Source organism: Nakamurella sp. UYEF19 (assembly GCF_040546275.1).
Lineage (GTDB): Bacteria > Actinomycetota > Actinomycetes > Mycobacteriales > Nakamurellaceae > Nakamurella.
Window position 1 is genome coordinate 39,575 of sequence record NZ_JBEPNO010000032.1, and the last position, 11,291, is coordinate 50,865.

10 protein-coding genes are annotated in these 11,291 nt (G+C 65.4%); 6 read left to right on the forward strand and 4 right to left on the reverse strand.

All coding sequences use genetic code 11. The features are described from left to right. Window positions 1–410 precede the first annotated feature (410 nt). Together ABIB25_RS26525 and ABIB25_RS26530 are read left to right on the forward strand one after the other, a co-directional pair. Window positions 411–827, forward strand: a complete 417-nt coding sequence (locus tag ABIB25_RS26525) for a sigma factor (protein ID WP_354531526.1) — start codon at window positions 411–413, stop codon at window positions 825–827. Window positions 828–909: 82 nt separating this feature from the next. After that, a complete protein-coding gene (locus tag ABIB25_RS26530; RefSeq protein ID WP_354531537.1) occupies window positions 910–1,050 on the forward strand; it encodes a sigma factor-like helix-turn-helix DNA-binding protein in 141 nt (46 codons plus the stop codon). 308 nt (window positions 1,051–1,358) lie between these two features. Here ABIB25_RS26530 and ABIB25_RS26535 read toward each other — a convergent pair whose 3' ends face one another. Beyond that, the gene (locus tag ABIB25_RS26535; RefSeq protein WP_354531527.1) at window positions 1,359–1,760 is read right to left on the reverse strand and encodes a MerR family transcriptional regulator; all 402 of its coding nucleotides are present in this window, start codon (window positions 1,758–1,760) and stop codon (window positions 1,359–1,361) included. A 187-nt stretch (window positions 1,761–1,947) separates the two neighbouring features. On the opposite strand from ABIB25_RS26535, the gene ABIB25_RS26540 reads away from it, so the two are divergent. Together ABIB25_RS26540 and ctaD are read left to right on the forward strand one after the other, a co-directional pair. Then, window positions 1,948–3,447, forward strand: a complete 1,500-nt coding sequence (locus ABIB25_RS26540; RefSeq protein ID WP_354531528.1) for a SulP family inorganic anion transporter — start codon at window positions 1,948–1,950, stop codon at window positions 3,445–3,447. Window positions 3,448–3,995: 548 nt separating this feature from the next. Beyond that, window positions 3,996–5,723, forward strand: coding sequence for an aa3-type cytochrome oxidase subunit I (ctaD, locus tag ABIB25_RS26545; protein ID WP_354531529.1), 1,728 nt, complete (start codon window positions 3,996–3,998; stop codon window positions 5,721–5,723). Between the two features lie 8 nt (window positions 5,724–5,731). On the opposite strand, the gene ABIB25_RS26550 is transcribed toward ctaD, so the two are convergent. The 3 genes from ABIB25_RS26550 to ABIB25_RS26560 are packed head-to-tail and all read right to left on the reverse strand — an operon-like array spanning window position 5,732 to window position 8,609. Beyond that, on the reverse strand, window positions 5,732–6,217 hold the full coding sequence (locus ABIB25_RS26550) for a hypothetical protein (protein WP_354531530.1): 486 nt from the start codon (window positions 6,215–6,217) through the stop codon (window positions 5,732–5,734). After that, window positions 6,214–7,845: a GMC oxidoreductase gene (locus ABIB25_RS26555; protein WP_354531531.1), complete on the reverse strand. Its 1,632-nt coding sequence runs from the start codon at window positions 7,843–7,845 to the stop codon at window positions 6,214–6,216. The genes ABIB25_RS26550 and ABIB25_RS26555 overlap by 4 nt, the downstream gene beginning before the upstream one ends. Beyond that, window positions 7,842–8,609, reverse strand: coding sequence for an SDR family NAD(P)-dependent oxidoreductase (locus ABIB25_RS26560; RefSeq protein WP_354531532.1), 768 nt, complete (start codon window positions 8,607–8,609; stop codon window positions 7,842–7,844). The genes ABIB25_RS26555 and ABIB25_RS26560 overlap by 4 nt, the downstream gene beginning before the upstream one ends. A 191-nt stretch (window positions 8,610–8,800) precedes the next feature. On the opposite strand from ABIB25_RS26560, the gene ABIB25_RS26565 reads away from it, so the two are divergent. Together ABIB25_RS26565 and ABIB25_RS26570 are read left to right on the forward strand one after the other, a co-directional pair. Then, window positions 8,801–10,609: a glycoside hydrolase family 15 protein gene (locus ABIB25_RS26565; protein ID WP_354531533.1), complete on the forward strand. Its 1,809-nt coding sequence runs from the start codon at window positions 8,801–8,803 to the stop codon at window positions 10,607–10,609. Further along, window positions 10,609–11,223 carry an MFS transporter gene (locus tag ABIB25_RS26570; protein WP_354531534.1) on the forward strand — a complete coding sequence of 205 codons (615 nt, stop codon included), beginning with the start codon at window positions 10,609–10,611 and terminating at the stop codon, window positions 11,221–11,223. Before ABIB25_RS26565 ends, ABIB25_RS26570 begins: the two co-directional genes overlap by 1 nt. The last annotated feature ends 68 nt before the right edge of the window (window positions 11,224–11,291 follow it).

The window sequence follows — 11,291 nt, forward strand, 5'->3', positions numbered from 1 at the left end:
CCCTGGTGATTGCGCATGTAGATACCTCTGAACGACGGCACGTCGATGTTCAGGCTGGCGGTGATGCGTGGGGGTCCCGCCCACGTCTTTCTCGCTACTTTGACTATCCGATCACGTGCAAATAGTGACGGTGGGCTATTGCGCTTTGGCATTGCAAGCGATGTGAGGGGAGGGGACCGTCAACCAGACCTGACAGGGGCGTACCCGGTGGGGTATGGCCATTGTCCAGATCACATGCCAGCGGGTGTAGCCGGCGGAGTCAGTCGGGACGGGATATCAACAAGAATGCTGGATGGTGGCGAGATACATTACCGGGCGACCTTCCATGCTTTGACCTCCCCCGATGGGAATTGATCGTCGGATGTATGTGAACTCGGTCCATCGCCGCACCCTGACGTTTCGGTGAGCGAATGACCACCATGAGTTGCACGCAGCAGAATTTCCCGCCGCAAACAGGACCGACCGTACCGGCGGCGCAGTTCGGCGGGTCCCCCCGGCCGCGGCCCGATGTCGCTGAGCTGATCGTGCGGACCGCCGATGGGGATCCTGCGGCGTTCACCGGGTTGTGTGCGCAGCTGTGGCCGGAGGTATTCGGTTTCGCCCACCGGTTGCTGCTTGATGCCCACCAGGCCGAGGAAGTGACGCAGGAGACGTTCCTGCAGATCTGGCAGCAGGCTGACCGATTCGATCCGGTCGCCGGTTCGGCTCAGGGGTGGATCTTCACCCTGGCCCGCGGCCGCGCCATCGCGCCGGATCCGTTCGGCGCAGGCCACCCGGCTGCGCGATGCCCGGTACGCCGCCGGCGATCATCAAATTCACGGTCTTGACCCGGCCGAGCAATCCATGGATGATCCAGCCGCCGTCAAACGTGCCCTGGTGCACCTGAGCGCCAAGTAGCGGGAAGCGATCCTGATGTCATTTTTCGGTAACCTGTCCAACAGCGAGATCGCCGCGATCCTGCAGATCCCGGTGGCGACGGTGAAAACCCGGATCCGGGATGGATTGATCAAACTTCGCTCGACGCGGGCCAGCGGACCCCTGGGCAGGTGAGCCGGGAAATCCACCTCTGCGACTGCTCGTCGAAGATGGCGCTGGTGTACGAATCTTGAAGCTGGGCGATCATAGAACTCTGTGAGGCCCCGGAGAACTGCTCCTGGGGCAGGTCGTGGGTGGGTTGCTACCCCAGGGTGAACGTGGCATAGACCGACAACGGTGAAGTGACGACGCGACCTCTAGCGCGCGCAGGACCAGGCCAGGGTCAGTCGCGGTGTGCGGGTGAGACACGTTGCTTCGGACCGGCCTTGGCCCCATCGAGCCAAACCCTTCGGCTAGGTCACTCTCACCACCTGGCTGGCTCCTTACTGAGCGCGGAGGAGTTCAATGAACTCGTCGGCCATCCCGATCTGCTCCTCCAGCTTCGCCCGACGGACGGTCGCCTGCTCGATGAAGCCGTCCAGGGCCCCGCGGACGGTAGCGCCGCCTTCGCCCTTGTCGACGGTCTCCAGGATGTCGATGACCCGCAGCAGCTCGGACATCTCCTCGAGCGCGAACCCCAGGGGCTTCATCCGCCTGATCAGCATCAGGCGCGTGAAATCCCGCTCCGTGTAGAGCCGGAATCCGCCCTCGGTCCGGCCGGACGGTTTCAACAGTCCGACCTCGTCATAGTGACGGATGGTCCGCAACGACATCTGCGACCGGTCCGCCAGTTCGCCGATGTGCATCGTCGCCACGACCTCTTCGGCCGTCATCTCTTTCGCCATCAGACCATCCTGTTCCAACTCAACCCTTACGTCAGGGTAGTGTTGCCGTCGTGCCGGGCGACACCGGCCTGCTCGTGGCTGCTGTCCATTGTCGACCACGACACGGGACCGGACGCCGGCGCAACGGGGCGCACTCACCACGTCACCCACCTCTCTCCCCGGGAGAGCCAAGCCACGGAGCCGTTTCTTGGCCATCGCCGAACGACAACCCCTGCTCCGCAACACGATCACCGTCGCGAGCGCACTGCGCTCACCGCGGCAGCTCTCCCGCGAATTCCTGGCCGGAATGGTCACCACCCTGGCGCTGATTCCCGAGGTCATCTCGTTCTCCATCGTCGCGGGCGTCGACCCCATGGTCAGCCTCGTCGCTTCCATCGTCCTGGCGATCACCATGTCGATCCTGGGCGGGCGTCCCGGGGTCATCACCGCCGCGGCCGGGTCGGTCGCCCTCGTCATCGCCCCCCTGGTTCACCAGCACGGCGTCCAGTACGTCCTGCCGACGGTGATCCTCGCGGGGATCGTCCAGATCGCCTTCGGCGCCGCCGGCCTGGCCCGCCTGATGCGGTTCATCCCCCGTTCGGTGATGACCGGCTTCGTCAACGCTCTGGGCATCCTGATCTTCACCGCGCAGGTCCGCCACGTACTGCACCTGCCCTGGCTCGGCTACGTCCTGTTCACCGGCACCTTCGCGATCATCTTCATCGTCCCTAAGTTCACGAAAATCATTCCCTCGCCGCTGATCGCCATCGTCGTCGTGACCGCGATCGTCATGATCGCCCACCTCGTCGTTCCGGACGTCGCCGGCGAAGGACCCCTTACCGGGCAACTCCCCGGCATCACCCCGTTCCTGGTACCGCTGAACCTGACCACCCTGCAGCTGATCTGGCCGACCGCGCTCAGCGTGGCCGTCGTCGGCCTGATGGAAACCTTGCTGACCGCCAAACTTGTCGACGAGATCACCGACACCCCGTCCCACAAAGGCCGGGAGTCCTGGGCGCTGGGCGTCGCCAATCTGCTGGCCGGGTTCTACGGCGGCATCGCCGGCTGCGCCATGATCGGACAGACCCTGCTGAACGTGAAAACCGGCGGCGCCCGCACCCGGATCTCCACCACCGTCGCCGGCCTGTTCCTACTCGCCTCGGCCACGGCGCTCAGCTCGATCATGGGACAGATCCCGATGGTCGCCCTGGCCGCCGTCATGATGGTCGTCGCCGTCACCACCGTCGACTGGCACAGCGTCAAACCTTCAACGCTGAAACGCATGCCGCTCCCGGAGACCACCGTCATGGTCGCCACTGTCGCCGTCACCGTCCTCACCGACAACCTGGCCTACGGCGTTCTCGTCGGCGTCGTCCTGGCGATGGTTCTGTTCGCCCGACGCGTGGCCCACGTCATCAACGTCCGCCGCACCACCTCCGACGACGGCGCAACCGCCCACTACGAAGTCACCGGGCCCCTGTTCTTCGGCAGCAGCAACGACCTCGTCGACCATTTCCGCTACGCCGAAGACCCCGCTCGCGTGACCATCGACCTCAGCCGGGCCCAGATCTGGGACGCCTCGACCGTCGCCGCCCTCGACGCCATCGAGACCAGATATCGGGCCTACGGCGCAGCCGTGGCCATCGAAGGACTCGACGAACGCAGCACCGGATTCCACCAACGCCTCACGGGCCACCTCGGCGCATAGCAGGACGCATCATCACAAGCCCCACCACAGCCAGGTCCCTACTTTCGACTTCCCCTTGTTGACCGGCGAACTCAGCTCCGGAAGGCACTGATGTCAGACCGTGCCGCCGGAGAATCCACGATGGATCTGCCCTACCTGCATGGGTCGGGACCGGCCCCTGTCCGGTCTACTCCATGAATGCCCCACAGCACGTCCGTACAGCCATGCGGATGTTGTCTCATGACTCACACCGATTCCCGGCGGACCGTTGGCTACCGCTGCAGGTCCGCGGGTACCCAGGTACGCAGGTCATCGCGCACCAGACGCGACCTCCAGCTCTCTGGCGGTCCGGTGCCGGCCGCTAGCGAGAGCGCCCCAGCCCATCGAATGTGTTCGTCGGCAAAGTATGCGGCGCTCACCCTGTACAACGACGGCTGTCGGCGCCGGGTCCCGTTCGGTCCACCCAGTTTGAACTTCTGTAAATCTGGTGAACCTGGCCCTAGAGTCCAGATCCGAGGAACCGCGTTCGGCGAGCTGGGCCCAGCAGCCCGGCGTAAGGAGAACCCCTGATGACAGTTGCGGAACCGAAGATTCAACCTGGGCGCCCGTATCCCGTGGCCAGGGCCCGCCCGGGGGTGGCGCTGGTCGGGTACCTGCGGACGACCGATCCGAAGGTGCTCGGGAAGATGTACATCGCGACGGCATTCGTGTTCTTCCTGACCGGCGGTGTTTTGGCGCTGATCATGCGGGCGGAGTTGGCCCGCCCGGGGATGCAGTTCTTATCCAATGAGCAGTACAACGAGTTGTTCACCATGCACGGCACGATCATGCTGCTGCTGTATGCCACTCCTATCGTGTTCGGGTTCGCCAACTTCCTGGTGCCGCTGCAGATCGGCGCCCCCGACGTTGCGTTCCCTCGGTTGAACGCCTTCTCCTACTGGCTGTACCTGTTCGGGGCGATCATCGTCGTCGGTGGTTTCGCGACCCCCGGTGGGGCGGCAGCGTTCGGCTGGACCGGATACGCGCCGCTATCCAACTCGGTGAACTCCCCCGGAGTCGGCGGGGATCTGTGGATCATGGGCCTGGTCCTGTCTGGTCTGGGCACCATCCTGGGCGCGGTCAACATGATCACCACCATCGTCTGCCTGCGTGCGCCGGGGATGACGATGTGGCGGTGCTCGATCTTCGTCTGGGAGATCTTGGTGACCTCCATCCTCATCCTCATCGCGTTCCCGGTGCTGACCGCCGCCCTGCTGGGTCTGGCCGCCGACCGGCACTTCGGGTCCCACGTGTTCGACCCCGCCAACGGCGGCGCGATCTTGTGGCAGCACCTGTTCTGGTTCTTCGGTCACCCGGAGGTCTACATCGTGGCGTTGCCGTTCTTCGGGATCGTCACCGAGATCTTCCCGGTGTTCGCCCGCAAACCTGTCTTCGGCTACCGCGGCCTGGTCTACGCCTCACTGGGCATCGGCGCGTTGGCCACCGCCGTCTGGGCGCACCACATGTTCGCCACCGGCGCGGTGTTGCTCCCCTTCTTCAGCTTCATGAGCTTCATGATCGCCGTCCCGACGGGCATCAAATTCTTCAACTGGATCGCCACGCTGTGGAAGGGACAGATCACCTTCGAAACCCCCATGCTGTTCGCCGCAGGGTTTCTGGTCACCTTCCTGGCCGGCGGGTTGACCGGGGTTATCCTGGCCGCCCCGGCTCTGGACTTCCACGTCTCGGACACCTACTTCGTGGTAGCCCACTTCCACTACGTCCTGTTCGGCACCATCGCGTTCGCCACCTACGCCGGGATCTACTTCTGGTTCCCGAAGATGACCGGCCGGTTCCTGGACGAACGGCTCGGCAAGCTGCACTTTTGGACCACGTTCTTCGGTTTCCACCTGACGTTCCTGGTGCAGCACTGGCTCGGCGAGATGGGGATGCCCCGCCGCTACGCCGACTACCTCCCCAGCGACGGGTTCACCACCCTCAACACGATCTCCACCATCGGCGCGTTCATCCTCGGCGCCTCCACCCTGCCGTTCCTGTGGAACGTCATCCGCAGCCTGCGGTACGGCGAGGTGACCACCGCCGACGACCCGTGGGGATACGGCAACTCCTTGGAGTGGGCGACAAGTTCACCGCCGCCCCGCCACAACTTCACCTCCCTGCCGCGGATCCGTTCCGAGCGGCCGGCGTTCGAACTGCACCACCCGCACATGCTGGAGCGGATGCGGGCGGAGGCTCATCCGGACCGGAGCTGGAAGGCGTTGCACGAGCTGGAGCAGAGCGAGCACCTCAAGATCTGATCCGCAGCTCAGGACCGCCCGGCCGGATCGAGACGATTCTGCGTCGCGGCGACGGTCACCGCATAGACCGCATGCTGGGCCAAGGAAGATGCCAACGTGTCGGTTCGCCAACGCCACGGCGGCGGGGTTTTCCCGGCGGTGGAAAACAGGACCATCGCCATGGTCTGGCAGCTGAGATAGAACACGATCGCAGCGACGCGGGGGTTGCCGGTCGCTCGGCGCAGCACCGGGAACAGCATTCCGGTTGCTGATCCGTATCCCCAGTGCACCAGCAGGAATAGCCCCCGTCGCTGCCTGTCGGTGGCTGGTGACCAGTGCAGAACAGTGGCTGCGGCGGTGACGACGTGGCTGCTGGCGTCGTAGTCCACTGGCCGGGTCAGGTTCCGGCGGAGCCGTCTCTCGGCCCACAGGGTGGCGGTCATGAAAGTGGTGCCGACCAGCCCGGCCAGCAGGCCGGCCCCAAGTGAGCCGACCGTCTGGGCGGGACGCGTCACGAGGTGGCGCCGAGTCGGTCGGCGATGTGGGCGGCGACACGTAGGGCGTTGGCGATGATCGTCAGGGTGGGGTTGACGGCTCCGATGGAGGGCATGAAGCTGCCGTCGATGACGTAGAGGTTGTCGACGTCGTGGGCTTTGCAGTTGATGTCCAGCGCGGAAGTCGCAGGATCGGTGCCGAACCGGATGGTGCCGGCCTGATGTGCGGTGGCCGAGACGTCCATCGCCTTGTGCAGATACAGGCTGCGTTCGAACGACTTGGACTGCAGGTGCAGATCGCCCAGCATCGAGTCGAAGGTGTGCCGCAGCCGGCTCAGACCTTCGCTGTTGTTGTCCGGCTGGACCGCTAATTTGACGGTGCCGTCCGGCCGCAGGGTCACCCGGCTGTCGGGCAACGGCAGGTCTTCGCTGGCGAGCCAGAAGTCGATGGAGTGGTTCGCGACGATGCCGTAGGCCAGGTTGGGCGCCCAGCCCAGGCCCTTGGGGGCCTGGGCTTTGACCTGCCAGTCGTCGGACTTGCCGAGCATCTGGATGTTGCCCATCGGGTATTCCCACGCCGCGCTGGGTCTGTAGAAGTCGTTGAGGGACAGCGTTTTCTGGAAGATCGTCGGGTTCGGGTCCTTGGAGAAGGCCATCAGTGCGAGGTTGTTGTGCCGCATGTAGTGGCGGCCGACGACGTCGGAGGAGTTGCCCAGACCGGTGGGGTGGGCGTCGTTGGCGGATTGCAGCAGCAGGACCGAGGACATGATGGAACCCGCTGACAGCACCACGATGTCGGCGGTGAAGGTGGTGGCAGTGCCGTCGGACATGGTGGTCACCACACCGGTGACCGTCTTGCCCGAGGCGTCGGTCAGCAGTTTGTCGACCTTCGCCTTGGTCATCATCGTCAGGTTGGGGTGCGCCACCAATGCCGGCCGGATGACCGCCCACTCGCTGTCGGCCTTGGCGCCGACCAGACAGGGAAAGCCGTCGACGCGGTTGCAGCGGATGCACTTGGACTCCGGCGTCGCGTCGCCGTTGGCGTCCTGGGTGAGGTCCACCCCGATCGGCAGGTGGAACGGGTGCAGGCCCAGTTTTTCCAGGCCGTCGGACAGTTCCTGGATCCGCGGCGCGTGCTTCACGGGGGCGAACGCGTAGTCGTGGCTCGACGCTCCGGCGAACGGGTCCTCCCCGTGCTTGCCGTGTACCCAGTAGAGGTGTTCGGCCTTCACGTAGTAGGGCTCGAGATCGTCGTAGCTCAGGGGCCAGGCCGGGGCGATGCCGCCGGGGTGGCGGACGTCGCCGAAATCGTGCGGGGCGAGCCGGAACAGCGCCGCCCCATAGACCTTGGAGTTGCCGCCGACGAAATAATGCAGCTCGGGCTGGAAGGTGTTGTCGTCGATGTCGTAGAAGGTCTCGTCCGCGACATACTTTCCCTTGCCGAAAACCGCTTCTGATTCCCAGTTGTCGCGCTCGCGGGGGAGGTAGTCGCCTCGTTCCAGCAGCAGGATTCGCTTGCCGGTGGCCGCCAGGGCGGCCGCGGTGGTACCGCCGCCGGGGCCGCTACCGATGACGATGACGTCGTAGTGGTCCGAGCCGGCCGGTGCCGTGCCCGTCGAGTGGGAGCTGGCCGCGGGTGAGGTGGTCACAGTCCGACACTGCCCTGCATGATGCCGCCGTCGATGACGACGGTGGTGGCGGTCATGTAGCCGGCCTTGCCCGAGGCCAGAAACACGACGACGTCGGCGATCTCACCCGGTAGCGCCATCCGGCCCAGCGGTATCGCGGCGTCCAGCGATTTCAGCTTGGCCGGGTCGTTCTCGGTGGAGGTGTTGATCGGGGTGTTGACCGCCCCGGGTGCGATGTTGACAACGCGGATGTTGTGCGGGCCCAACTCGACTCCGGCGGTGCGGGTCAGCATCCTGGTGCCGCCCTTGGACACGCAGTAGGCGATGTTGCCCGGCATCGGCCAGTCCTCGTGGACCGAGGAGATGTTCAGGACCAGACCGCCGCTGCCCTGGGCCAGGAACTGCTTCGCAGCCAACTGGGTGCCGAAGAAGGCGCTCTTGAGGTTGATCGCGATCACCTTGTCGAAATCCGCCTCGGTGGTGTCCATCAGCGACGTGCGGGTCTCCACACCGGCGTTGTTCACCAGTACGTCCAACCGGCCGTAGGTCTGCACCGCCTTGTCGATCATGGTGTGCAGGTCGGCCACCTTGCTGACGTCGGCCTGGACCCCGACGGCATGGCCACCGGCGCTCTCGATCCTGCTGATCAGCGTCGCCACCTCTTCGGGATGGGCCACGTAGTCGATCACCATGTTCGCGCCCTCGGCGGCAGCGGCAAGAACGATCGCCTCACCGATGCCGCTGTTTCCCCCCGTGACGACCATCGACTTTCCGTCGAGCAACATCGGATCCTCCTGCTGGCAAAGAGAGCGGCGGAACCGAGCACAGCGCGCCTGCGATGGTTCGGTGGTCCACGTCATGAATAGTCCACCTGATGTGTGGTCCGGATGAAACCAGGCCAAACCCTTTCCGACGCTAATTTTCGGTGAATTCCTGCGGATGGTAGCCCCGAGGCACCTGATGCCATAGTGACGGGATGACGCGCATCGAGGACTACGCCCTGCTCGGTGATCTCCAGACCGCCGCGCTGGTGAGCACCACCGGATCCATCGACTGGTTGTGCTTTCCGCGGTTCGACTCGCCGGCATGTTTTGCAGCGCTGGTGGACACTCCCGAGGCCGGCCACTGGAGGATCGCCCCCGCCGGCGGAGGGACGTGCACGTCGCGGCGATATCAGGACGACACGCTGGTGCTGGAGACGCTCTGGACCACCGACGAGGGAAGCGTGAAAGTGCTCGACTTCATGCCGCCCCGCGGGCATGCGCCGGACGTCGTGCGCATCGTCTGCGGTGTCAGTGGCGCCGTGCCGATGCGCTCAGAGTTGCGCCTGCGGTTCGACTACGGGCACGTGGTGCCGTGGGTCCGTCATCACCACGACCGGATGGAGGCGATCGCCGGGCCCGATGCGGTGCGCCTGCGCACCCCGATCCCCACCAGAGGCGAAAACTGGTCCACACTGTCCGATTTCACCGTACGGCCCGGTGATCGGGTGCCGTTCGTGCTGACCTGGAGTCCCAGCCACCTACCCGCACCGAAACCTGTCGACGCCGAACGGGCGCTGGCCGACACCCTGAAATTCTGGACGGACTGGTCGGATCGGGGTACCCCGATCGCCGGGCCGCACCGGGACGCCATCAAGCGGTCACTGCTCACCCTCAAGGCGATGACCTACCAGCCCACCGGCGGAATAGTCGCAGCGCCGACCACTTCGCTGCCCGAGCAGATCGGCGGACCCCGCAACTGGGACTACCGCTACTGCTGGCTCCGGGACTCCACCTACACGCTGCAGGCCCTGCTGGCCGCCGGTTACCTGGACGAGGCCAAAGCCTGGCGGGAATGGTTGTTGCGGGCCATCGCCGGCAACCCCGACGCCCTGCAGATCATGTACAGCATCGACGGCACCCGCCGGCTTCCCGAGGCCGAACTCCCCTGGCTGGCCGGCTACGAGAACTCCCATCCAGTCCGCACCGGCAACGCCGCCTCCGACCAACTCCAGCTGGACGTCTGGGGCGAAACCCTCGATGGGCTCGCCCTGGCCCGCGACGCCGGAATCGCCACCACCGACGACGCCTGGGACATGCAGGTCGCACTGATGAATCACCTGGAGGGCAACTGGCAGCAGCCGGACAATGGATTGTGGGAGATGCGCGGCGCCCGGCAGCATTTCACCCATTCCAAGGTGATGGCCTGGGTCGCGGCCGACCGGATGAGCCGCGCCGTCCGCACCCATGACCTCGACGGGCCGGTCGGGCGGTGGGAGGCGCTCCGCGACACCATCCACGCCGATGTGCTGACCCACGGATTCAACGCCGACAAGAACACCTTCGTGCAGGCCTACGGATCCACCGCCCTGGATGCAAGCGTGCTGATGATCCCGCGGGTGGGATTCCTACCGGGCACCGACCCGCGGGTACAGGGCACGATCACCGCGATCCAGCAGGATCTCACCGAGGACGGCTTCGTCAAGCGCTACCAGACCGGGAACTCCGGCGACGGCCTCACCGGCGGTGAAGGGCTCTTCCTGGCCTGCTCCTTCTGGCTCGTCGACGCCCTGCACAGCGCGGGCCGGGTCGATGATGCCGAAGCACTTTTCGTCCGACTGCTGACGCTGCGCAACGACGTCGGCCTCCTCTCGGAGGAATGGGACCCCAAAGCGCACCGGCAGCTGGGCAACACCCCGCAAGCGTTCAGCCACTTCCCCCTGGTAGTCAGCGCACTCAACCTGCACGCCGGAAAAGCCCACCCCAGCAACCAGGTCCCCGCCGCCGCGCCCACCGCCCGCTGATGGGCCCACCGCAACCAGGAACCACCCCCGGGTCGGAGCTACCGACCGTCCTGGCCTCCGGATTAGCTCAGGGCATCGCGTTGGTCGCTTTTCCGGCCGCGTCCCAGATCCTGCTCTCCAGTGAAGGTTTCGGATTCTCGGCCTCGCAGTATGGATTCCTGTTCGCCCCCCAGGTACTGACCGCGATCACCGCGTCGCTGATCGGCGGCGCCCTGACCCGCAAGTTCGGCATCAAGAGGATCTACCGAGCCGGTCTGCTCGCCGACCTCGCGGCGATGGCGCTACTGGCCGGCAGCCAACTCCTGGTCGCCGATCGCGGCGCGGCGTACATGCTCCTGCTGGTGGCGACCGCTTTCCTGGGCGCCGGATTCGGCCTGACCGTACCGGCCCTGAACATCCTGGTCGCCGGATTACGACCCGGCGCGGCTGATCGGGCGGTACTGCTGCTCAACGCCCTGCTGGGGCTGGGCACCGCATTGGCCCCGGCATTCACCGCACTGTTCGTCGGACTCGGATTCTGGTGGGGACTGCCCCTACTGATCATCGCCCTGCTGCTGGCATTACTGACCGTCAGCCGTCGCCTGCCGCTAGTACTACAGTCGCGGTTATTTTGATCTTGTCGGCGTGTCTTCGCAGGTGAATGTTGGGTTGGACCGATCCTGCGGGGATGGGTGATGATCTG

What these genes read in the sequence shown, in the direction of transcription:
- ABIB25_RS26525 (WP_354531526.1), top strand. Translation starts at nt 411, where the DNA reads ATGACCACCATGAGTTGCACGCAGCAGAATTTCCCGCCGCAAACAGGA.
- ABIB25_RS26535 (WP_354531527.1), bottom strand. Translation starts at nt 1,760, where the DNA reads ATGGCGAAAGAGATGACGGCCGAAGAGGTCGTGGCGACGATGCACATC.
- ctaD (WP_354531529.1), top strand. Translation starts at nt 3,996, where the DNA reads ATGACAGTTGCGGAACCGAAGATTCAACCTGGGCGCCCGTATCCCGTG.
- ABIB25_RS26560 (WP_354531532.1), bottom strand. Translation starts at nt 8,609, where the DNA reads ATGTTGCTCGACGGAAAGTCGATGGTCGTCACGGGGGGAAACAGCGGC.
- ABIB25_RS26565 (WP_354531533.1), top strand. Translation starts at nt 8,801, where the DNA reads ATGACGCGCATCGAGGACTACGCCCTGCTCGGTGATCTCCAGACCGCC.
- ABIB25_RS26570 (WP_354531534.1), top strand. Translation starts at nt 10,609, where the DNA reads ATGGGCCCACCGCAACCAGGAACCACCCCCGGGTCGGAGCTACCGACC.